This is a genomic window from Chryseobacterium sp. DZ-32, assembly GCF_059587025.1.
The window spans coordinates 1-22,708 of record NZ_JCAIOM010000014.1; the positions used below are offsets into that span (position 1 = coordinate 1).

General features: G+C 37.9%; 18 protein-coding genes. 6 read left to right on the forward strand and 12 right to left on the reverse strand.

Annotated elements, in window-relative coordinates; genetic code table 11:
* Nucleotides 1-173: 173 nt before the first annotated feature.
* From dnaJ to proS, 5 genes are all read right to left on the reverse strand, one after another.
* The gene (gene dnaJ / locus AC59HC_RS15935; RefSeq protein ID WP_202838550.1) at nt 174-1,292 is read right to left on the reverse strand and encodes a molecular chaperone DnaJ; all 1,119 of its coding nucleotides are present in this window, start codon (nt 1,290-1,292) and stop codon (nt 174-176) included.
* A gap of 98 nt (nt 1,293-1,390) precedes the next feature.
* Nucleotides 1,391-1,930 carry a nucleotide exchange factor GrpE gene (locus AC59HC_RS15940; protein WP_395974916.1) on the reverse strand — a complete coding sequence of 180 codons (540 nt, stop codon included), beginning with the start codon at nt 1,928-1,930 and terminating at the stop codon, nt 1,391-1,393.
* Between the two features lie 224 nt (nt 1,931-2,154).
* Nucleotides 2,155-3,489 carry an Nramp family divalent metal transporter gene (locus AC59HC_RS15945; RefSeq protein WP_496558978.1) on the reverse strand — a complete coding sequence of 445 codons (1,335 nt, stop codon included), beginning with the start codon at nt 3,487-3,489 and terminating at the stop codon, nt 2,155-2,157.
* Between the two features lie 114 nt (nt 3,490-3,603).
* Nucleotides 3,604-4,935: a DUF937 domain-containing protein gene (locus AC59HC_RS15950; protein WP_496558979.1), complete on the reverse strand. Its 1,332-nt coding sequence runs from the start codon at nt 4,933-4,935 to the stop codon at nt 3,604-3,606.
* 118 nt (nt 4,936-5,053) lie between these two features.
* Nucleotides 5,054-6,529, reverse strand: coding sequence for a proline--tRNA ligase (gene proS / locus AC59HC_RS15955; protein ID WP_343644218.1), 1,476 nt, complete (start codon nt 6,527-6,529; stop codon nt 5,054-5,056).
* A 144-nt stretch (nt 6,530-6,673) separates the two neighbouring features.
* Here proS and AC59HC_RS15960 point away from each other — a divergent pair, with 144 nt between their 5' ends.
* Nucleotides 6,674-7,774, forward strand: a complete 1,101-nt coding sequence (locus AC59HC_RS15960) for a prolyl-tRNA synthetase (protein WP_343643944.1) — start codon at nt 6,674-6,676, stop codon at nt 7,772-7,774.
* Between the two features lie 53 nt (nt 7,775-7,827).
* The gene (locus tag AC59HC_RS15965; RefSeq protein ID WP_238349568.1) at nt 7,828-9,213 is read left to right on the forward strand and encodes an OmpP1/FadL family transporter; all 1,386 of its coding nucleotides are present in this window, start codon (nt 7,828-7,830) and stop codon (nt 9,211-9,213) included.
* A 109-nt stretch (nt 9,214-9,322) separates the two neighbouring features.
* Here AC59HC_RS15965 and AC59HC_RS15970 read toward each other — a convergent pair whose 3' ends face one another.
* From AC59HC_RS15970 to AC59HC_RS15985, 4 genes are all read right to left on the reverse strand, one after another.
* Nucleotides 9,323-10,975: a RagB/SusD family nutrient uptake outer membrane protein gene (locus tag AC59HC_RS15970; RefSeq protein WP_496558980.1), complete on the reverse strand. Its 1,653-nt coding sequence runs from the start codon at nt 10,973-10,975 to the stop codon at nt 9,323-9,325.
* A 10-nt stretch (nt 10,976-10,985) separates the two neighbouring features.
* On the reverse strand, nt 10,986-13,724 hold the full coding sequence (locus tag AC59HC_RS15975; protein WP_496558981.1) for a SusC/RagA family TonB-linked outer membrane protein: 2,739 nt from the start codon (nt 13,722-13,724) through the stop codon (nt 10,986-10,988).
* A gap of 282 nt (nt 13,725-14,006) precedes the next feature.
* Nucleotides 14,007-14,735: a ZIP family metal transporter gene (locus AC59HC_RS15980; protein WP_202838540.1), complete on the reverse strand. Its 729-nt coding sequence runs from the start codon at nt 14,733-14,735 to the stop codon at nt 14,007-14,009.
* Nucleotides 14,735-15,460 carry a class I SAM-dependent DNA methyltransferase gene (locus tag AC59HC_RS15985; protein WP_202838539.1) on the reverse strand — a complete coding sequence of 242 codons (726 nt, stop codon included), beginning with the start codon at nt 15,458-15,460 and terminating at the stop codon, nt 14,735-14,737. Before AC59HC_RS15985 ends, AC59HC_RS15980 begins: the two co-directional genes overlap by 1 nt.
* 137 nt (nt 15,461-15,597) lie before the next feature.
* Between AC59HC_RS15985 and AC59HC_RS15990 the strand changes: the two genes are divergently transcribed.
* Nucleotides 15,598-16,764: a THUMP domain-containing class I SAM-dependent RNA methyltransferase gene (locus tag AC59HC_RS15990; protein WP_496558982.1), complete on the forward strand. Its 1,167-nt coding sequence runs from the start codon at nt 15,598-15,600 to the stop codon at nt 16,762-16,764.
* 570 nt (nt 16,765-17,334) lie between these two features.
* Nucleotides 17,335-17,502: a hypothetical protein gene (locus AC59HC_RS15995; RefSeq protein WP_202838537.1), complete on the forward strand. Its 168-nt coding sequence runs from the start codon at nt 17,335-17,337 to the stop codon at nt 17,500-17,502.
* 67 nt (nt 17,503-17,569) lie between these two features.
* Here AC59HC_RS15995 and AC59HC_RS16000 read toward each other — a convergent pair whose 3' ends face one another.
* Together AC59HC_RS16000 and AC59HC_RS16005 are read right to left on the reverse strand one after the other, a co-directional pair.
* Complete coding sequence (locus AC59HC_RS16000; RefSeq protein ID WP_496558983.1) at nt 17,570-18,376, reverse strand: AraC family transcriptional regulator; 807 nt, start codon at nt 18,374-18,376, stop codon at nt 17,570-17,572.
* 39 nt (nt 18,377-18,415) lie between these two features.
* Nucleotides 18,416-19,429 (reverse strand): SDR family NAD(P)-dependent oxidoreductase, encoded by a 1,014-nt coding sequence (locus tag AC59HC_RS16005; protein WP_496558984.1) that lies wholly within the window; start codon nt 19,427-19,429, stop codon nt 18,416-18,418.
* Between the two features lie 210 nt (nt 19,430-19,639).
* On the opposite strand from AC59HC_RS16005, the gene AC59HC_RS16010 reads away from it, so the two are divergent.
* A complete protein-coding gene (locus AC59HC_RS16010) occupies nt 19,640-20,644 on the forward strand; it encodes a glycosyltransferase family 2 protein (protein WP_202838534.1) in 1,005 nt (334 codons plus the stop codon).
* A gap of 197 nt (nt 20,645-20,841) precedes the next feature.
* On the opposite strand, the gene AC59HC_RS16015 is transcribed toward AC59HC_RS16010, so the two are convergent.
* Nucleotides 20,842-22,071: an aminotransferase class I/II-fold pyridoxal phosphate-dependent enzyme gene (locus tag AC59HC_RS16015; protein WP_496558985.1), complete on the reverse strand. Its 1,230-nt coding sequence runs from the start codon at nt 22,069-22,071 to the stop codon at nt 20,842-20,844.
* 157 nt (nt 22,072-22,228) lie between these two features.
* Between AC59HC_RS16015 and AC59HC_RS16020 the strand changes: the two genes are divergently transcribed.
* Complete coding sequence (locus AC59HC_RS16020; protein WP_202838532.1) at nt 22,229-22,687, forward strand: Lrp/AsnC family transcriptional regulator; 459 nt, start codon at nt 22,229-22,231, stop codon at nt 22,685-22,687.
* Nucleotides 22,688-22,708: the final 21 nt, after the last annotated feature.

Genomic DNA, 22,708 nt, shown 5'->3' on the forward strand with positions numbered 1-22,708 from the left:
AAAGCAACGCTAAATTTTTCCTTTCTATACATAAAAAAATGCCCCTAAAAAGTGTCTAACTTTTTGGGGGCAGTCCAGAGAGTGCAGGATTTTTTATGATTAGATTTAAACTTTGAATATAAAACTTTGAACGTTAAACAAAAAAGAGACCTGTAAAAAGTCTCTTTTTTATATTAATTGAATAAATCTTTTACTTTATCAAAAAAAGTTTTTTCCTTTCCGGATGGTTCTGCAACCATTTCTCCGCTGGACATCTGCTTTTCAAAGAATTCCTTCTGCTCTTTGGTAAGCTTTTGCGGTGTCCATACATTGATGTGGATGAACATGTCTCCTTTACCATAGCTGTCGATGCTTGGAAGTCCTTTTCCAGCCAATCTTAAGATTTTTCCGGACTGAGTTCCCGGATCAACGGTAATTTTCACTTTTCCGCCAACGGTAGGAATTTCTTTCTTGGTTCCTAAAGCAGCTTCAGCAAATGAAACATATAATTCCTGGTGAAGATTATCACCTTCTCTTTTGATCGTTTGATCTACTTCCTCTTCAATAATCACCAATAAGTCTCCCGGAACACCTCCAAATGGGGCATCATTTCCTTTTCCTCTTACATTAAGCTGGATACCGTCTCTTGCACCTGCCGGAATGTTGATGGTAATTTCTTCTTCATCTTTAATAAGACCCTGTGCATTTGCCCCTGCAGGAATTTTGTCAGCAACTTTTCCAATTCCCTGACATGTACCGCAGGTAGTTTGAGTCTGCATCTGACCGAACATGGTATTCATTACTTTTAACTGAACACCGGAACCGTTACAGGTAGGACATGTTTTTGAAGTGGCACCTTCTGCCATCTTCATTTTCTTTACTTTGATGGTTTTCTGAGTACCGTTTACCATTTCCTCAAGGTTCAGCTTGATCCTGATTCTTAAATTAGAACCTTTCACCTGCTGACGGCCTCCACCGCCACCGCCGAATCCACCGAAACCGCCACCGAAAATATCTCCAAACTGACTGAAAATATCCTCCATATTCATTCCGCCTCCGAAGCCTCCGCCTCCGAAACCACCATTTCCACCCATTCCGGCATGTCCGAACTGGTCGTATCTGGCACGTTTCTGATCATCGCTCAGAACTTCATAAGCCTCAGCAGCTTCTTTAAATTTTTCTTCAGCCTCTTTATCTCCCGGATTTTTATCCGGGTGGAATTTGATGGCCATTTTACGGTATGCTTTTTTTATTTCGTCGGCTGATGCAGATTTGCTGATCTCAAGAACCTCGTAATAATCTCTTTTTGACATGACAATTTTATAATTGATTGTTGATAAATGATAAAAGATATTCTAAAGCTAATAAGTGAAACATTCAATTATCACTCATCATTTATCATTTATGAATTTTAATTTCCTGTTACTACTTTTGCAAAACGGATTACTTTATCATTTAAAGTGTACCCTGTTTCAATAACGTCTACGATTTTTCCTTTCAAATCTTCCGATGGAGCTGGGATCTGGGTAATCGCTTCATGGAAATCAACATTAAAGCTGTCACCAGCCTTTACTTCCATTGTTTGTAAGCCTTTTTCGGTAAGTTTATTCTTGAATTTCTGATAGATAAGCTCTACACCCTGAAGATCAGCCGGATTTCCGTTTTTAGCGATTTCTTTTAAAGCCCTTTCAAAATCATCCAAAACTCCTAACATTGAAACCATCATTTCCTGGTTGGCATACTGGAAGAATTCCATCTTCTCCTTGCTTGTTCTTTTTTTATAATTTTCGAATTCAGCATACAGTCTGATGTAACGGTCTTTCTCTTCTGCCAAAAGTTCCTCTGGAGAAGGGGCAGCTGTCACATTGTCCTGTGATGTTGCGTCATTCTGAACATTGTTTTCTTCCTGATTATTGATGCTTTCTTCGTTAATATCCTGGTTTTCCATAATTCAATATTTATTTACTGATTGTTTGACAAAGAGTCTGCCAAATCTAAAATCTGGACATTAAGGCAGAAAAAGAAGTAATGGTGAATCGTGAATACATCAATGCGCTTCGCGTGTGAATTTGTTGTAGGGTAAGATTAATAATTGACTTTGCGCAGCAAAAATTGACCATTGACTATTCACTAAAGAATATCCAATGGTCAATTTTAAAACTATAGTTATATTTTCTATTCTCCCGTAAACGTCTGATATAACAGATAAAGGTTTAAAACAATAATAATAATGGAAATAATCCATACACAGACTTTCAGGAATGGTTTATTGACAAATTCACCCATTTTGGCTTTATCATTGGTAAACATTACCAGCGGAACAACGGCAAAGCTCAGCTGCATGGATAAAATGACCTGGCTTAACACCAATAATTCGGTTGTTCCCTGTTCACCATACAGAATAGCGACAATAAGTGCAGGAATTACAGCGATAAGTCTTGTGATCAATCGTCTCAGCCATGGTTTTAATCTGATATTCAGGAAGCCTTCCATGACGATCTGTCCGGCAAGAGTTCCAGTTAATGTTGAATTTTGTCCGGATGCTAATAAAGCAATGGCAAATGCAATACTGGCCATAGAAGCTCCCAGAATAGGGGTTAACATTTTATAGGCATCATGAATATCCGCCACATGTTCATTACCTGTAGTATGGAATGTAGCAGCAGCCAGAATAAGAATTGCTGCATTGATGAAAAATGCCAACATTAATGAAACGGTACTGTCTATGGTGGCAAACTTTATGGCTTCTTTTTTTCCTTCGGTATCACGGGTATAATCTCTGGTCTGTACAATACTGCTGTGCAGATACAGATTGTGTGGCATTACGGTAGCTCCTAAAATCCCGATTGCTATATAAAGCATGGCAGGATTCTGAATGATTTCCTTTTGTGGAACCAAACCTCCCAGAATCTCATTGAAAGCAGGTTTTGAAATAATGATTTCATATACGAAACACGCCAAAATAATGAAAATAAGTCCTCCTACAATACTTTCGATCCATCGGAAGCCTTTTGCCTGAAGTAAAAGGATGATTAATACATCTACTGTTGTAATAACAATTCCCCAAGTCAGTGGGATATGAAATAGCAAATTTAACGCAATAGCAGAACCGATAACCTCGGCAAGATCACAGGCCGCAATGGCGATTTCGCAGAACACCCAAAGAATAAAATTCGTGGTAGGACTGAAGTGGTCTCTGCAGGCCTGGGCAAGATCTCTTTCTGCAACTACCCCAAGTTTTACAGACAAGTGCTGTAAAACCATTGCAAAAATGTTTGAAATAAGAATCACTGAAAGAAGGGTATATCCAAACTGGGCTCCTCCTGCAATATCTGTTGCCCAGTTTCCCGGATCCATATAACCTACGGCAATCATCAGTCCTGGTCCTGCAAATGCAAGATACTTTCTCCAGAAAGTTGCATTTTTAGGGACTTTGATTGATGAATAAACCTCTGATAGGGAATGCTTTGTTTTATCTTTTCGCCAGGCGCTCTTTATATTGAAGTTCATAAATGTTAGAAATGACTAACAAATTTAATTAAATAAATGTAAACAGAAAAATCATCGCATAAAAAAATCCCGGAAATTTGCTTTCCGGGATCTAATTTTTATTGAATCTAAAGATTATTTAGCAAATCTTACAGCCATTTTTCTGTCTGCAGCTCTTTCAGCATCAGAAGCTGTAGCATCAACTTTAGCAAATTTACTTCCATAGCCTTCAGCTTCTAAAACCTGAGCACCAACTCCTGCTTTTACTAAAGCAGCCTTGATATATTCAGCTCTGGCTTTTGATAGTTTTACATTGTTGGCTTCGTTTCCGGTTTTATCCGTATAACCTCCGATTTTGATTTTTGCATCTGGGAAAGCCTTAAGGATAGCCACTAAGTTATCCAATTGTCCTTGTGAACCTGCCTCAAGCTCAGTTGCACTTCCCAATTTGAAATTGACGTGATCGAAATCGTACCACTTATCTTTCAATGCTGCATCATCAGCTGCATTTTTGTAGTTTCCGGATTTCAGGAATGTAATCATCTGATCTTCCATTCCTCCTTTATAACCTTTTAACATCACTCCGTTAAGATCAATGTCTTCATCTGTTTTAGCTGTTGCCGGAGCAGGTGTTGCTGTTCCCGTTGTAGCAGCAGTATCTGTTGCTGTACTGGTTGCTGCTGAGTCAGATGTTGTGGTAGTAGTGGTAGTCGTCTGCTTTTTCTCACACTGTTTCCATAAGAAATAAGCAGCAGCGATCAATAATAAAAGCGGAAGCAACCATTTCCAGATTGAACCTCCGCCTTGATTATTGTTGTTATTATTTTCAAATCGTTCTCTTACTTCTCTGGCTCCTTCTGAAACATTTTCTCTTGCTGTAGCAACACTTTCAGCGATGTTATCTTTAGCAGTAGATGTTACTGAAGAGACTGTTTCTTTAGCCTGTCCAAACCAATTCTCTGCTCCTAATCCAAAGGATGCTAAAGAAAGACCTGCCGGCAATAAAGAAGAAACAATGCCTTTCTGATCATGCAGTAGGCTGGAAATACCTGAAGCACCCAGATTATTGTCTGCTGCATATTTTCCAATAGTGCCTACTGTAGCTCCAGTCACCAGGTTTAACAAAGAACCCGCAGAGGTATTGCTGACACCTGAAAAACTGGCAATAGAATTAACTAATGCACCTACTTTATCTCCAAAAATGGAAGATAATAAGTTTGAAATAACAGGACTGCTCGACGAACCTCCTAATAAATTTCCTAAAATTCCACTTGAAGAGGCTTGTGTAATTGCATCTACAACGCCAGGCTTATCTGCATTATTGGCTAATCCACCTACTACAGCAGGTAATAATCCGCCAATTGCTTTAGAAATACCAGATTCACTTTCTCCAAACTGCGATGCAGCCTGTGAAACCAATGCGGGACCTAATTGTCCTTTAATTAAATCAATGACATTTAAAGACATAATAATAAATTTTTTTGATTAATGTTGAGATAAATTTAAACAAAAATCCGTCCAAATGTCACTTTTTTTTGAATATTTCTTTGAATTTTAATGATTTAGAAAAAAATCATTAAAATTTTTAATAAGCTTTTGCAAATAATACACGTCTCTTAGATGGTTTTCCTGAGATCAAAGAAATTCCTTCTTCTACATCATCATCCAAAGGAATACATCTGATGGTAGCCTTCGTTTCATCCTTGATCTGTTCCTCTTCTTCAGCTGTACCATCCCAGTGTGCATAGATGAATCCACCTTTTTCTTCCAGAACTTTTTTGAAATCTTCATAAGTATCCACTTTCGTGATATTATTTTTTCTGAATTCAAATGCTTTGTTATAAATATCCTGCTGAATGGTTTTCAACAGATCTTCAATATAAGAATCAAGTCCTTCAATAGAACGAACTTCTTTAGTCAGGTTATCTCTTCTCGCGATTTCCACAGATTTATTTTCAAGGTCTCTAGGTCCCATTGCGATTCTTACAGGAACTCCTTTCAATTCATATTCTGCAAATTTCCATCCTGGTTTGTTCTGGGTGTCATTATCAAACTTCACGGAAATTCCTTTTGCTCTCAGTTTAGCCTGAATATCCAAAGCCACTTCACTGATCTGCTCCAGCTGCTCTTCTCCTTTAAAGATAGGAACAATCACGACCTGGATTGGAGCAAGGGTAGGAGGCAGTACCAATCCGAAATCATCAGAGTGGGTCATGATTAATGCTCCCATCAGACGGGTAGAAGTTCCCCATGAGGTAGCCCATGCATGTTCAATTTTTCCTTCTTTGTTGGTGAATTTTACATCAAATGCTTTTGCGAAATTCTGTCCTAAGAAGTGAGAGGTTCCAGCCTGTAAAGCTTTTCCGTCCTGCATCAATGCTTCAATACAATAAGTTTCATCGGCTCCTGCAAATCTTTCAGAAGGTGTTTTCAACCCTTGAATAACTGGAATAGCCATAAAGTTTTCTGCAAAATCAGCGTATACTTTATTCATTTTTTCTGCTTCTTCCACAGCTTCATCTTTTGTAGCGTGAGCGGTGTGCCCTTCCTGCCATAAGAACTCTGCGGTTCTTAAGAAAAGACGTGTTCTCATTTCCCAACGAACAACATTCGCCCATTGGTTGATTAATATCGGCAGGTCTCTGTAAGACTGAATCCAGTTTTTATAGGTATTCCAGATAATTGCTTCTGAAGTAGGACGGACAATAAGTTCTTCTTCCAGTTTTGCATCCGGATCTACAATCAGTTTGGATGGGTTGTCCGGATCGGTTTTTAACCTGTAGTGGGTAACAACAGCACATTCTTTTGCAAAACCTTCTGCATTTTTTTCCTCAGCCTCAAACAAACTCTTGGGCACAAAAAGCGGGAAGTATGCGTTAACGTGACCTGTTTCTTTGAACTTTTTATCCATTTCATCACGCATTTTTTCCCAGATCGCATAGCCATACGGTTTGATCACCATACATCCACGCACGCCTGAGTTTTCAGCTAAATCAGCTTTTACAACCAGCTCATTATACCATTTGCTGTAATCTTCGCTTCTTGAGGTTAATTTTGCCATTATTTTTTTTAATTTTTTTAACTTTTGTACATTATTGTTATCTAAAAATAAAAATCTATTTTTGATAGATTTTTTTACCAGTATTTTGGTACATTTTTGGTACAGATTGCAAATATAATTTAAATTAAAAATTTTTACGTTATCATGAAAAGAAATATACATAAAAATTTGCTTGGTCTGCTAAGATCCAAAGGGATATTGGCTGTATCGGGCGGATTATTACTTGTGTCTTGTGGTGCTCAGATGGGAGGGTATAGCGAGACAGACGGGGTGTATTACGACCCCAATAAGGATACGCTACCTGAAGGAGTTATCATCAATGATAGCGGAAACAGAGTAGGAGAATATTATGACTACTATCAGGATTCCAATGTAATTCAGAATGCACAGACGAATTCCAGAGAGCAGCAAAACAGATATAATGACTGGAGCAGTACCAACACCAATTGGAATTCTAATGCTACAGATTCAGATTGGGGACTTTATGCAGGTTCACAAACGAACTACTATGACAACTCATGGGGATGGGGATCTCCGTGGGGATGGTATGGTGGTTACAGCCCATATTGGGGCTGGGGCTGGAACCGCGGCTGGGGCTGGGGTGCAAGTATGTCCTGGGGTTGGGGCGGATCATTCGGCTGGGGCTGGGGAGGCTCTTTCGGATGGGGAAGTCCATACTGGGGATACGGCTATGGCGGATACTATGATCCATTCTGGGGCGGATACTACGGTAACCCATATTGGGGATACGGTGGAGGTTACTGGGGTGGTGGCTACTACAACAGACCTGTTTACAGAAGAAGTGGTGTCAGCGGAGGCGGATTCCAGAATACAGGGGTAGCCAACGCAGTTTACAGAACGAATACCAACAATTCAGGTTTCAGAAATACGAATGGTGGTTTCAGAAATACCAATAACAATGGTGGTTTCAGAGACACTAATTCCAACGGAGGTTTCAGAAACAGTAACAGTAATGGCGGATTCAGAAATGGTAACTCAGGAGGTTTCAGAAATACACAGTCTAACGGTGGATTCCGTAATTCTGCACCACAAACAAGACCCAATTACAATTATCAGCAGTCACAGCCAAGATACAACAACAATAACGGAGGTTTCAGATCTAACGACTCAGGAGGTTTCAGATCCAGTGGTGGCTTCAACTCAGGAGGAGGAGGCTTCAGAGGCGGTTCTTCAGGAGGCGGCGGAATGAGATCCGGCGGCGGAGGCAGAGGTGGCTTCAGATAATTTTCAAATTAATAAACTATTTAAAAATAATGTTAAAAAAATCTTTAGTATTAATGAGTATTTCTGCTGCATTTTATGCACAGGCTCAGGATGTTTCTGTCATAAGAAATACGGTAGAGGTTTATTCAAGTACTCCTATGGTGGGATCAGCTAAGTTTAATGCAATGGCTGGAGCTAATGGTGCACTGGGAGGTGATGCAAATTCTTTGCTTACCAACCCTGCAGGTTTAGGAGTCGCTATTTCAGGAGAGGTTTCAGGAACTTTATCTATTTTAGGAAATAAAAACACGAGTTCGCTGGCGGGGTCTTCAATAGACTACAGCAAAACCAAAGGAGATCTGGGTAATGCCGGAGGGATTATTGCTTTTCCTTTGATGACAGAAACCGGCTGGAAATTCATCAATATTGGTATTAATTTTTCTAACCAGACGCTGGATAATGTAATCCAGACGCCGGGTAATAATAATATCGTTTATGCTTTTGATAAGGATGATATTACCAAAGACGCGGCATTGGCAGGACATATGTATGAAAGATACGGTAACCTGTCAAAGATGAGTTTTGGGGTAGGTGCCAACTATAATCATAATTTATATTTAGGAGCAGGTTTCAATTTTTTCAATGCTTCATTGGATCAGTATGATAGTTTGTTTTACCGAAATCTGACCAATAATTCCACAGAAGGATTCAGTAAGCAGGATACTCCTTATTCAGAAAGATCATCAGGTTTTTCTGCTTCATTAGGGGTAATCGGTAAGCTAAGTCCAAATTTCAGATTGGGAGCATCTCTTGAAACGCCTACATTCTGGACAATAGACAGAAATTATTATTTCTATAACGATCCTGTGTATGGAGATGATATGGGAGCTGAAAACAGAAAGTTCACTTCACCGCTTAAAGCAACAGTGAGTGCTGCTTTTGTAGCGAGTAAAAATTTCTCATTGAACGTAGATTATACCCTTGGACTTACAAAACCTGATTATAAGGTATATGGAGGTGCGGAAAGAGCTTTGAATGACTTCTTCAAAGAAAATTACAAGAATCTTTCTGAAGTAAGAGTGGGAGCGGAGTACAGACTACAGCAGTTCAGATTGAGAGGAGGTTACGCCTACCAGTCAACTCCTTTTGATGCCCTTACGATCAGCAGATTTAATGATGCAGGTACTGTAGGAGATCAATCGTACAGCAATATGATGCTAAGTGACAGAAATACCCTTTCTTTTGGTATCGGGTATGACTTCAAATCATTCTATGTAGATGCATCTTATCAGAATATCTCATCTAAGTATACTAATCCTTTCATGAGAGGATATATGGATGGAAATTCTGATTCATCTTATTATTCTGCTAATAACATCTTTGAAAGTGATGCGTATGCGGCAAGTGAGGTGAAAAACAACAGGAATAATTTCTTCCTTACAGTAGGATGGAAATTCTAAGTTAGAATATCAGAATATATAAAGAGAGGCTGCCCATATTTAGGACAGCCTCTTTTTTTGTTGGTTTTGAATATCCGATTTTTGAAAGGTTTTAATTTCCGTATTATTCTTAATCCGGATTCTGCACCAGATTTGGCTGGATCTGGATCTGCTGTTCCGGAATATATTCTACCACTCTGTTATGGGTATAAGGTACTGTATAAAAAGCATTGCTTCCACTTAAATGAGTTCCGGGATATTGTCTGTCGAGATCCAGTTTGTTTCTGAAGACATCGTATCTTCTATGTCCTTCAAAAGCCATTTCCAACCTTCTCTCCTGTAGAACAATGTCCAGAATAGTCTGCCCTGCAGGGACTGAATTATATACAGGTATTCCTGCTCTTGTTCTGATAATGTTTATGTCTGCGAGTGCTGAGGTAGTATTTCCTTTTTTTGCATAGGCTTCAGCTCTGTTCAGGTATAGTTCTGCCAGTCTTATAATAACCGGCGACCATAACTGAGGAACCCCTTCCTGTAATGAACATTTTAAAACATAAAATTTAGGATATCCGTTTCTTTTATCCATATCATTATCAAGGTAGACGTAAGTTTTCCCGCCGTTTGCGTTAACAAAATAATAATTTGTTTTAGTGGGTGCTGCTTCAGATAGTACCTGATAATTGATATTATTCATGGTAAAATAAGTATTTCCATTCTGCTGGAAGGTTTTTTGGAACTGATAGTTGTAGGTAGCGGCCCCGGATGAGCTGGTTCCTTTTTGCACCCAATAGGCTACGGGAACTACCGGGCTGCTGTATTTTGGAGAAATAAACTTCAGCCTTACATCCTGGGGATTCTGATTGATGAGATCCAGGTAAGTGGAAGATGCATACATTTCACCCCAGCCTACATTCTGTATGGTAGCATACATGGAGCCTATAGTAGACCAGCCATCACTATAGTCTCCATCTTTATTATATTTAAATGCAAAAATGGTTTCTGTATTGGTTTCCGGAGTTTTGGTGGCATAAGCTGACAGCTCTGCTTTGGGCAGGAGTGTATATTTTCCGGAATTGATGACTTTATCTGCATATTCTATCGCTTTATCATTGTTTTCCATGTACAAGTAGACTCTGGAAAGTAAAGCCTGCGCTGCTTCTTTGGATGCATATTTGTTCCCTTTGTCCAGTGTTATCAGTTTTTCAGCCTTTAAAAGATCGCTTAACACCTGATTGTATACTTCTCCTACAGTGGCTCTGGCGGGCAAATCGTTGACATCGTCAGATAGTTTTAAGGGGACTCCGGGATTACCTGTTCCCTGATTATACGGTCTTCCAAAAACGTTGACCATAGAAAAGTATACATAAGCTCTCAGGAAATAATTTTCGCCGATCAGCTGATCTGTTTCTGTGTCTTTTCCTTCAGCAATCTTTGAGATCAATCTGTTGCAACCGATGATAGCTTTATATCCTGAGTTCCAGATGGTGTTGGTGCGTGCATTGTTTTTAATGCTTTTATAATTATAATAATAAAAGAATGAATCGCTGGTCGTTCCGCTGATATCAACATTATCACCACCGTATTCACTGATTCTGTACAGGTTGTTATAAAAGCCGCCACCGTCAGCATCACCTTTAAGCAATGCATAATTTCCTAAGGTGATAGTCTGCAGTCCTGTTGCGTCTGCCAGGACCACATCAGACTCTTTTGAATCATATGGCGAACGGTCTATGTTGCATGCCGTCAACGATATTATAAGAATGGGAATAAGTATTTTTTTCATAATTATTTTTTTAGAAAGTAAAGTTTAAGCCTAATGAAAATCTTCTTGGAATAGGGTAGATAGCTCCGGCATTGCCAGAATAGACACTTTGGTTGTCTGCATTACCAACTTCTGGGTCTACCCCGGAAAATTTGGTGATAGTAAATAAATTTTCACCCATAATATAAATATTCGCTGATTTTATTTTCATCTTTTCTGTTAGAGATGTTGGTAAATTATATCCTATTCTCAAGGATCTTAATTTGACAAAGCTGACATCCTCAAGATAACGTGACGAGGGCTTATTGGTTAATGAATTATTGTTGTATACAGCAGCCGGATGGGTTGCGATATCTCCCGGCTTTTCCCATCTTGTCCACCCGTTTTCTAAAACCATCTGGTTGTAATAAGGATAGGCGCCGTCTGAATCATATAATTCCCTGTACCTATTATATACTTGCCCACCCTGTGAGAAATAAAGATTTGCAGTAAGATAGAAATTTTTGATATTGAGATTAGTGCTTACAGAACCGTAATAATCCGGCGTGGCTGTTCCTACTACCTGTACGGTAGCCAGGTTATACTTTGAAGTTGCACTTCTGCTTCCGTCCGGGTTGATTACTTCCCATTGTCCTTCGCCATTGTCCGGATTTACTCCCAGCCACTTTCTCATATAGAAAGAATTAACGTCATATCCCGGTATGGCTACATGATAATTACCTAATACCTGTGTGCCGTTATTTCGGGTCGAAAGTACACTGTTTTTATAAGTGCTGATATTGAATCCCAGATCCCAGCTGATATCTTTTGAGCGGATGATGGAATAATTTATATTGAATTCCCAGCCTTTGTTTTTGACGTCACCAATATTCAGGTACTGTCTGTCAACCCCTGTCACTGATGGGAGGGTAACAAGCATCAGTAAGTTTTTCGTTTTATTGTTAAAATAATCAATATTTAAAGTCAGTCTGTTGTTAAATGCCCTGATATCTGAACCGATATTATTCTGATAGATGGACTCCCATGTTAATTCCGGATTCCCTAGCTGATACCATGTTGCTCCTATTTGTCCGTCATATTTTTGTGTCAACGCATATAAGTCCTGCCATCCATAATTAGGACTGGGTGTATTTCCCACAAGACCCCTGCTCGCGCGTAATTTCCATTCATTAACAGGTTTTATCTTGAAAAAGTTTTCTTTATGAATATTCCATCCTACACTGTATGCATAGAATAAGCCGTTTCTTTTGTTGGCACCAAATGCAGACGATGATTCGTTTCTTAACGACCCTTGAATGAAATATTTTTTATTAAACACATATTCAACGTTAAACAGAAAAGCATTATAAGCTCTGTCTGATTTGGTTCCCGATGGTTTTTCACCTGTTGTGGCACCTGTGTTGAAAATATCTGTATCAGGTACTATCCCATAAACACCTGCTTTTGAGGCTTTGTAGAATCTGTCGGTATATTCATACGCAGCTAATGCATTGATATTATGATTTCTGAAATCTTTATCAAACCTCAGCATCTGGTTGAAAAATTTGCTGATATCTTTTTGATAGTTTTCTGTCAGTTCACCTTTATTACTTGTTCCGCTGATCGATCTGGGATCAGTATAGTACATATCATCGTAGTTTTTATAGGTAATATTGTTGGTACTGATGAATTTGAGATAATCGGTAAGTCGGATTTCAGCATCTATATTTCCGATAAGATCCAACTGATTGCTTTTACCATAGTTCCATTGAAGGTCATACAGATAATTGCTTTTATCCCTTCCATACCAATCTGTGTAATCCTCATCCACCCGGATCAGATTTCCATTGGCATCTCTGGGGTTGTCCCATGGCATATTAAGGTACATCTGATAAAGCGAAGCCTGAGTATCTTTTCCGGTAGTATATGATAAGCTGATTTTGGGTTTCAGTATCAGCCACGGTTTTATGGTCTGCTCATGATTGATTCTGAATGAGAATCTGTTGTATTCATCTCCTTTTATTGTCCCGGTTTCATTATAATAATTTCCTGAAATATAGGTTTTGGAGCTTGATGATCCTCCCTTGAAATCAATAGTGTAATTTTGTACAATTCCTGTTTGTGTACCACCCTTCAGCCAGTTGTAGCCATCATTTCTAAGTGCTTCAGGGATTTCAGGGGCTCCTTTTAATGAAGTGAAATAATCATACAGCTGTGTTCCGTTCATCAGTTTGAAGCGTCCGTTGTTAAACACATTAAAAGAATTATTAAGAGAAACACTTAATGTTCCTTTCCCTGAATTTCCTGATTTGGTAAACACCTGTACAATACCATTGGCAGCTCTGGAACCATACAAGGCTGTAGAAGCAGCATCTTTCAGGATGTTGATGCTTTCAATCTGGTTGGGATCCAGATTGGGAGTATAGGGCATTACTACACCATCCACCACCCAAAGGGCAGAACTGGGACCATTGATAGTGGAAGTACCCCTGATTTTTACAGTGGCTACTGAGCCAGCAGAACCTCCACCTGGCAAAATCTGAACACCGGCAGCTTTTCCCTGCAGAAGACCGGATACGCTTGGAGTATTGGAATCCTGAAGTTTTTTGTCGGAAATAACAGAGACAGCGGCTGTAAGACTGGATTTTTTCTGTGCTTTGTAGCCAATAATTACAATGTCATCAATTTTTTTTTCTTCTAAAGAATCTGTTTTCTTTGTGGTCTGGGCTGCCATAAAACCCGTCATTAAGAAAAAACAGACTGATGTTGTTAAGTTTTTTTGTTTTTTCATACAATTTTTTAGATGATGGTAATGTGGCTAATGTACGAAAAACAATGTATTGTTGTTAATATTTTGTTAAAAAATGTTAAACAATATGTTTTATTGTGTTTTTAAATGTAAATATTTAATTTTTATTTATTTTTTAATGTAAAATATTTTTAAAAAAACAAATTTTAACTTATTTGTCTAAAATGCTATAAGTAAAAATCCACGGGGCATATCGTGGAAAATATATATTATTAATACAACCTAAAATGAAAAAGCTCCGGATTCCGAAGCTTTTTTTATTGTTTAATGAGAATGAGCAGGGGGATGTTGATGGAAAACATGCATCATCAATGCGAGTGAAACTCCTAAAACAACCAGCCCGATTTTTACCCAATCGATATTGTGATTTTTATTGCTTTCAAAAATGATCACCGATGAGATATGAAGGAAAATTCCTCCTACGATAGCCAGGAAATAAGGCTGAAGGTCAGGATTGAAATAATTTCCTAATAACATTCCCATTGGAGAAGCCAATGCAAATAAAGCTACAATGAGAATAGAAGGATAAGATGAGGAACTTTTTGATTCTCCTTTTCTGTTAAATAAAAATGCACCCAGAATAAATGAAATAGGAAGATTGTGAAATACAATTCCCCAAAGGTAAGGCGACATTTCGTGCTGCTCGTTAGCCAAAGGAATTCCTTCAATAAAAGCATGAATGAATAATCCTACCATTAAAGCAACAGGAAGAATATTGTGTTCGCTATGATGATGGAAGTGCCCGTGTTCAAAACCTTTGGTAAGAGCTTCCAGGATCATCTGGAGAAGAACTCCTGCAATTACAAATATCCCAAGGCTGCTGCTTCCTGCAGAGGTATACACCTGAGGAAAGACTTCGTTGAGACAGATTGTAATCAAAAAACCGGCACTCAGTATCAATAGATTTTTGGCCAGCTTCTCTTTTTTACCAAAGTGTTTTCCAAGGAATACTCCTGTTACGACACTTAAAATCAGTAAAAGTACTGTTGTCATTATTTTTTCTTAAATAAATTGATGCAACGCGGGGAATTTTCTTTCTTAAATTCATTCAGCTGATAATCTCCCCAGATTTTTATTCTTTCAAACCCACATTCAGAAGCATAGGCATGAATGGCTTCCAAAGTATGGAGCTTTACTTTTTCAAAGAAATGAAACGGCTTACCGTCAGCCTCAAAACGGATGTCTTTGATGACATGTCTTCCTTCGATTTTCTTTAGGATTCTGAACTCAATATTTCCTCTCGTGATCGTTGTTTCAGGAACCAAAGTACTTCTTACAAATTCCTCATTCAGGTAGTCCAATACAAAATATCCTCCTGGTTTTAAAGCATTGTAAACGGATTGAAATACTTTCTTATCGTCATTTTCATTGTCAAAATACCCAAAACTGGTAAACAGATTGAATACAGCATCCATAGGATCTGCATCAATAGGGTTTCTCATATCATGAACTTCAAAAAGAAGTGTCTGATTTTCATATTGTTTGTCAGATTCAATACTTTGTCTTGAAAGGTCCAGTCCCAAAACATCATACCCTAATTTGTTAAGGAAAACAGAGTGTCTTCCCTTTCCGCAGGCAAGATCTATGATTTTCGACTGAGGCGGAAGCTGAAGATCCGCTGTGAGCTTTGTAATGAAGTTTTCAGCTTCAGTATAGTCTCTGTTGCTATAAAGCAAATGATAATAAGGGGTATCAAACCAAGATTCAAACCATTCCATAATGCAAAAATAACTAAATTTGTGCGGTTAAAAGCAAAGTATTTTACAACATTAAGAGATTGAAAAATTCAATTGGATAAGAAATTGGGTGGTTAATCTTTTAGTTTTTAAAGCTTTAAATCTTTTAATACATACTTATGGATACAGAAAATATTAAAATACAGATAAAGACATTCTTCGGATTGGAGCAGATTCTGGCGGAAGAAATCAAAAAATTGGGCGGAAGAAATGTTGAAATTAAAAACAGAGCGGTAAATTGTGAAGGAGATCTGGGTTTTCTTTACAAAATCAATTATTCTGCAAGAACGGCATTGAAAATATTGGTGCCCATTCATGAGTTCAAGGCTTTTAATCAGCATCAGTTCTATGACAGGTTATTCAAATTTGAATGGGATAATTTCATGGATGTTGATCAGTCTTTCTCTATTGATGCTACGGTCAATTCTGAAACGTTCAAACATTCTCAGTTTGTGACTTTGAAAATGAAGGATGCCATCGTGGATTATTTCCAGGAAAAATTCAAAAGACGCCCGAATGTGGAAACGAGAAATCCGGATATCAAATTCCATCTTCACATAGACAGAGAATTGGTAATGATTTCTATGGATTCTTCAGGAGATCCTTTGTTTAAAAGAGGATATAGAAGAGAGCAGGGAGAAGCGCCTATCAATGAAGTATTGGCAAGCGGAATGCTTCAGCTGGCAGGCTGGGACGGAAAAGGTAATTTCCTTGATCCGATGTGCGGTTCAGGAACATTATTGATTGAAGCAGCAATGATTGCAATGGATCTTCCGGCTCAGATTTTCAGAAAAAGGTTCGGATTCCAGAACTGGAATAACTATGATGCAGACCTGTTTGCAAAAATTAAAGAATTCAGAATTAACAGAATCAGACAGTTTGATGGAAAAATTGTTGGATATGACATCGATGCGAGAATGCTGAATGCGGCAAGAATGAACGTGGAAGCAGCGGAAATGGAAGATGTTATTGAGATTAAAAAACAAAACTTCTTTGATTCTAAAAAAGATCTGTTCCCTTTATTAATGGTATTCAATCCGCCATACGATGAGAGAATTTCCATTAATGACGATGATTTCTACAAGAAAATAGGAGATACCTTTAAAACCCATTATCCGAATACCTTAGCATGGCTGATCTCTTCAGACCTTGAAGCGGTGAAGAAAATCGGTTTACGTCCTTCAAGAAAGATCAAACTTTTCAACGGAAAACTGGAAACAAGATTTTTACAGTATGAAATGTATGAAGGAACGAAAAAGGTACATAAACTGGAAGAAAATAAATAGCAAGAAAAAGTGCTGGGACATTTTTTTGATCTATTAGATACTCTATTTAGTGTGTCCGGACTGTTTCAGAGCGGTTCGGGATCATCACATTTAAGTTCTGAAAGAAAGAGCCTGAATTATGATGATAAACTTCAAAAGAAAGAATTTAAGAAATCAAAATACTTCACAGAGATAGTAAGTGCAGTTGCTTTGTTGTTGGCAGCATTTTCTTTTTTTATTGTTTTTAAAGATCCTTTACCTGTACAAAACTATACACCAACCCTAGTGGTGGCTTCTTTAATAGGAGCCGGGATTTCATTTTTAGTATTTTTTGTGTTGCACGTTTTAAAGCTTTATTACTTTAAAACATTGTTCAAATTACTATTCTTTAGCTGTTCAGTAATAATTTTCATTATTTCTGCAATATTATATGTCTACTTTAAGTCAGGATGGTTCATATAACAAAACAAAAACAGGTTTTAAAGTAAAAGGATAGAGGCTGTAGAACAATGGAAAGTCGGAAAAAATATATGAAGAAACGAAAAAAATACATAAATTAGAAGATCATAATTCATAAACTCGGAGATTGAAATGTCCTGGAATTTTTTAGATATATTTGATGTGGTTCTTGATTTATTTGGTCTGCTTGGTTCCGGATCAAAATCATCACCTTCAAAACCTGAAAGAAAAGCTTTAAATCATCATGTGATATCTCAAAAGAAGCAGTTAAAAGATACAGATATTCCAAAGAAAAATTAACTTGTCATACATTATAAGTTTAATTGAAATAATAAAAGGTTGTACAGATTAGTACAACCTATTTTATTTATCGTGCCATTGATGGCGCAAACCCATACTGTTTTTTAAAGGCATGCGAAAAATGCGAGAGGTCTTCAAAACCTACTTCCAGAAAAACATCGGAAGGCTTTTTATTTTTTTCTGACAAATGATAATAGGCCAGTTCAAGACGTTTTTGAGTAAGCCACCGCTGTGGTGTTGTCTGGAAAATCTTTCTGAAATCCCGGTTGAAAGTAGATAAACTCCTTCCTGTCAGATATCCGAACCTTTCCAATGGCATATTGAACATATAATTTTTTTCCATAAAACTGATCAGATCTACTTTTCCCGGCTCATCAAAATCGGCGAGTATATAATCTATATCCGGATCAATTTCCCTTACAATACTGATGGCTTCAGTGATTTTTAATTGGGCAATATTCTCAGGAAGCGGACCTTCCATTTCAAAATAAGGTATGAGCGACGCAAGACAGCTGCTCAGAAGCGGATGACTACTGAAACTATGAATGCCGGCTTTGTGATTTCCGGTTTTCCTGTGGTTATCAACAGAACTGTAAAAATTCTTCAGGCGTTCTGTGGTAAGATGCATGACTACCGCTTTATGCGGAAGCCCGTCTTTAGGATAATTGATAATCGTGGCAAGATGGTTTCTTGGAATCAGGAAAATATCTCCAGCTTTGAAAACATAGGTTTTATCTGCTTGAATAATTTTCGTTTCTCCTGATATGAACCAAACCAGCATATGGTATTCAAAAACTGTTTCCGTTTTGAAGAGCTTGTCATCATAACTGGAAAGCTTGATATCCGGGGTGAGGTATTGTATCTGGAAATCCATTGTCAAAAGTTTTTCATTACAAATGTATTTAAAAAACAGTTATTGGGTATCGAACTCAAATCCCAGCATCTCTTCACTTAATTTCCATAAACGGGCAGCATTGTTTTTGTCGATGGAATAAGGTTGTACCCCACGAATTGTAGCCGGTTCATCAAATCTGTGCTCAATTTGCCCTCTGTCTACTTCTGCAATATCACAGTTTTCACAATACACTCCGCCAATTCCGTTAAGTTGAGGCGTCACGGCACACCAGACTGTAGTAGCAGCACCTTGTGGAATTGTTTTTAATCGTGCTTCAACTTCAGGTTTTATATTTCCGTTTTCGTCATGCGTTCCAAGCTGTTTAAAAAGCTCAACAGGTTCTTCTCTGCCCAGATCAGTACCATATACAGAACCGGGATGGAGAGAATAAGCTCTGATATTGAATTCTTTTCCCCTTTCATCCAGTTCTGCAGCAAATAAGTTGCAGGCTGTTTTGGATTGGCCGTATCCGGAAAGGGTATCATAATCTCTTTTCTCAAAGTTGGGGTCTTCAAAATTAAAAGGAGCCATCTGATGTCCATACGAAGAAACACTGATAACCCTTGCTCCATTTGCTTTTTTCAGAGCCGGCCATAATTTTGAGGTGAGATGGAACTGTCCAAGATAATTGGTCGCCAGTTGAGATTCAAAACCTCTGCTGTCCCTGCGGAGCGGTACCCACATAATCCCGGCATTATTAATAAGAAGGTCCAGTTTTCTGCCTGATGAGACAAATCTTTCTGCAAAGGCATCAATGGATGCCGGATCCATCAGATCCATTTTTTCAAGTTCGATATTTTCAATTCCTGTAAGGTTTTTTCCTGCCTTTTCAATATCTCTTGCAGGAATAATGACATGGGCTCCGGCCGAAGTAAGTACTTTTGTAGTTTCAAGACCGATTCCTGCATAGCCACCGGTAATGATTACTGTTTTTCCGGTAAGATCAATTCCCTGAATAACTTCCTGTGCTGTTGAATAAGCGTTAAAGCCTGACTGAACGGGTTGCTGTAATGTGCTGATAATTGGTTCCATTTTTTTTGTTGGTTTAAATTTCTATAGCAAAATTAGGAGGGATTCCGGATGTTTATTTTGTTTAAAATGCCAAATTACTTGGTTCAGAATTTCATTGATAAAATACATACAGTGAGAAGAATACAAGGTAACATCGTTAATTTATCTGAATAAGCTGTTAAACTGTTTGTAGGTTGTTCTGCGAATAAGTAATTTTGAAAAATTTTCAATTTGAAGCCTACTATTTCTATTGTCGTTGCCATTTACAACCGGAAAGATGAACTTTTTGAGTTGCTGACTTCTCTTACTCAACAGACAGATAAGGAGTTTGAGATCATTATCGTGGATGACGGTTCTCTGATCGATCTGAAACCTACTATCAAAAACTTTGAACAGGGGTTGGATATTAAATATTTCAGAAAAGATAACTCAGGACCGGGACTGACAAGAAATTACGGAGCAGCAAGAGCCGCTAACGAATGGCTGGTATTTGTAGACAGTGATGTCATTGTTGAAAAAGATTATATTGAGCATATTAAAAATGATATCCTGACCATTCCTTGTGATGCGTTTGGCGGGGCTGATAAAGCGCATAAAGGATTTAATCTGATGCAGAAAGCTATTTCTTATTCCATGACGTCTGTATTTACAACCGGAGGAATAAGGGGAAGTAAGAAAGCGGTTTCAAAATTTCAGCCCAGAAGTTTTAATATGGGAGTGAAAAAAGAAGTCTTTAAAAAAGTAGGCGGATTTTCCGAAATGAGAATTGGTGAAGATCCGGATCTTTCCATGACCCTATGGGAAAATGGTTTTACTACTGCTTTTTTTGATGATATCGCTGTATATCACAAACGTAGGGTCGATTTTGGAAAATTCTCCAAACAGGTCTATCAGTTTGGCTGTGCAAGACCGATTCTTAACCAGAGACACCCGAATTATGTAAAGATTTCCTTTGCTTTTCCTACTTTATTTATGCTGGGATATGTGATGGGCTTTCTGGAGTATTTTATTATGGGAAGAGGAATCATCCTTGCCTTTTATGGATTGTATACCTTTCTGGTGTTGTTTCACGCTTTATTACTGACAAAAAATATCAGTATTGCCGGAATGGCAGTTATTTCCACGTATATTCAGATGTTTTCTTACGGATACGGATTTTTAAAGTCCTGGATTTTGTTGAATGTTTTCAGAATGAAGCCCGAGGATGCTTTTCCGCATCATTATTATAAGAAATAACATGAGGGATTATCAAAAAGAAAATTCAATAGGAATGGGCTTTAGCCCATTCATCAAAATAAATAAAATCTTCCAATGGCTTTAGCCTAAACCTGTAAAAGACTACACATAACATTTGTTAATCAATATCAAAACAGGTAGATTGATAAATAAAAAAGGCTGTTTCTCACAAATGAAACAGCCTTTTTACAATAAATTTAGGAAATGGAAATGTTTTCATGGTGGTTAAGAACTCCAACTTTCAGCATACATTCCTTCATTTTTTGGTAAGTTCTTTTGATATCGTGGTCAAGACCGATGGAGAACCTGATCAGTCCGTCTGAAATTCCTATAGATGCTCTTTCTTCTTCAGGGATTTCAGATGAGGTAGATTTTCCTGAGCATGAGAATAAGGTCTTATAGAACCCTAAACTCACAGCAAGATAACCCAGGTTTTCTGTCTGCATCAGTTCCATCAGTTCGTTTGCTTTTTCTGTTGTTCCGGCATCCAGAGTCAGTAATCCTCCGTATCCGTATTCTTCATGAATCATGCTTTTTATTAATTCATGGTTTTTGTGGGATGGCAAGCCCGGATAAGATACTTTTAAACCATCTTTTTCAAATCTTTCAGCCAGATACATGGCATTGTGGCTGTGCTGTTTGATTCTGATGTGTAATGTTCTCAGATTTTTTAAGATACTTGAAGATCGTAAGCTGTCCATGGTTGGGCCAAGAAGCATACAAGCTCCGGAATTGACATTTTTGGTATCATCAATAAACGCCTGAGTGGCGCAATATACTCCTCCTACCGTATCACTGCTTCCGTTGATGAACTTTGTGAGGCTGTGAATCACGACGTCAGCCCCGAATAATGTCGGAGAAATTGAAAGAGGGGAGAAGGTATTATCTACAATCAGTTTCAGGTTGTGTTTCTTACAGATTTCGGAAAGCTTTCTAAGATCTGCTACTTCAAGCAGCGGATTGCTGACACTTTCACAATAAATGACTTTAGTATCGGGAGTAATAGCTTTTTCTATAGATTCAAAATTATTGATATCTACAAAAGTGGTCGCTACATTGAACTGAGGGAAGAAATTTTTTAGAAAAGCATAGGTTCCTCCGTAGATAGTCCGGCTTGAAATAATATGGTCTCCACTTTTGCACACCTGCATCAAAACAGAAGTTATTGCTCCCATTCCGGATGCTGTAACGTTGGCAGATTCTGTGTTCTCCATCTTGGCAAGAGCCTGTGCCAGATAAAGATTCATCGGTGATGAATGTCTGGAGTACAGATAGCATCCTTCCGCATTGCCTTCGAAAGTATCAAACATTGTCTTTGCAGAAAGGAAGGTATAGGTAGAGCTGTCAGAGATAGAAGGATTCACTCCCCCGAATTCACCAAAATACTGAAGATCCTGGATCTCATTGGCTGCGTTAAAGTTTTCCATAAATATTGTTTTTATTTTATGGTCTCAATTTGCATTAATTTGTTAATTATTACAACATAAATTTGAATTTATAGAAAATAAAACTGTAAAATATTGTTTATTTAGAAAAAATATTTAGTATCTTCGATGGTATTAAACTTTTACCAAAAAATTATCTATGGAACTTGACGAAACTGATAAGAAACTTTTGTCTTTTTTACAGGAAGACTGTAAACAAACCACCAAAGAACTGTCCGCTAAGCTTGGATTGTCCGTTACAGCAATTTATGAGCGTGTAAAAAAGCTTGAAAATGCTGGTGTTATTTCAAAATATGTAGCCTTGCTGGACAAGGGTAAAGTTAAGAAAAATTTTATCGTTTTGTGTCATGTGAAACTAAGCCAGCATAAAAAAGAATTTGTTCTTCAGTTTGAAAAAGAGGTAATGGACCTTCAGGAAGTTACGGAATGTTTCCATGTAAGCGGAGATTATGATTATATCCTTAAAATAGGAGTGAAAGATATTGAAGATTACCGCAGTTTTATGCTGACGAAACTAACAACACTTCAGCACATCGCAAGTACGCACAGCTCATTTATGATTTCCGAAGTTAAAAATACGACGGCGATTGTATTGTAAGCTTATCGCAGGTTTTTTGAT

Excerpts from the sequence above, each read along its gene's own strand:
- AC59HC_RS15985 (WP_202838539.1), bottom strand. The coding sequence starts at position 15,460 with ATGGAATGGTTTGAATCTTGGTTTGATACCCCTTATTATCATTTGCTT.
- AC59HC_RS15960 (WP_343643944.1), top strand. The coding sequence starts at position 6,674 with ATGAAAAGAAATATACATAAAAATTTGCTTGGTCTGCTAAGATCCAAA.
- AC59HC_RS15975 (WP_496558981.1), bottom strand. The coding sequence starts at position 13,724 with ATGAAAAAACAAAAAAACTTAACAACATCAGTCTGTTTTTTCTTAATG.
- AC59HC_RS15950 (WP_496558979.1), bottom strand. The coding sequence starts at position 4,935 with ATGTCTTTAAATGTCATTGATTTAATTAAAGGACAATTAGGTCCCGCA.
- AC59HC_RS16020 (WP_202838532.1), top strand. The coding sequence starts at position 22,229 with ATGGAACTTGACGAAACTGATAAGAAACTTTTGTCTTTTTTACAGGAA.
- AC59HC_RS16005 (WP_496558984.1), bottom strand. The coding sequence starts at position 19,429 with ATGGAACCAATTATCAGCACATTACAGCAACCCGTTCAGTCAGGCTTT.
- AC59HC_RS15990 (WP_496558982.1), top strand. The coding sequence starts at position 15,598 with ATGGATACAGAAAATATTAAAATACAGATAAAGACATTCTTCGGATTG.
- AC59HC_RS16015 (WP_496558985.1), bottom strand. The coding sequence starts at position 22,071 with ATGGAAAACTTTAACGCAGCCAATGAGATCCAGGATCTTCAGTATTTT.
- dnaJ (WP_202838550.1), bottom strand. The coding sequence starts at position 1,292 with ATGTCAAAAAGAGATTATTACGAGGTTCTTGAGATCAGCAAATCTGCA.
- AC59HC_RS15980 (WP_202838540.1), bottom strand. The coding sequence starts at position 14,735 with ATGACAACAGTACTTTTACTGATTTTAAGTGTCGTAACAGGAGTATTC.
- AC59HC_RS16000 (WP_496558983.1), bottom strand. The coding sequence starts at position 18,376 with ATGGATTTCCAGATACAATACCTCACCCCGGATATCAAGCTTTCCAGT.
- AC59HC_RS15995 (WP_202838537.1), top strand. The coding sequence starts at position 17,335 with ATGTCCTGGAATTTTTTAGATATATTTGATGTGGTTCTTGATTTATTT.
- AC59HC_RS15970 (WP_496558980.1), bottom strand. The coding sequence starts at position 10,975 with ATGAAAAAAATACTTATTCCCATTCTTATAATATCGTTGACGGCATGC.
- AC59HC_RS15945 (WP_496558978.1), bottom strand. The coding sequence starts at position 3,489 with ATGAACTTCAATATAAAGAGCGCCTGGCGAAAAGATAAAACAAAGCAT.
- proS (WP_343644218.1), bottom strand. The coding sequence starts at position 6,529 with ATGGCAAAATTAACCTCAAGAAGCGAAGATTACAGCAAATGGTATAAT.
- AC59HC_RS15965 (WP_238349568.1), top strand. The coding sequence starts at position 7,828 with ATGAGTATTTCTGCTGCATTTTATGCACAGGCTCAGGATGTTTCTGTC.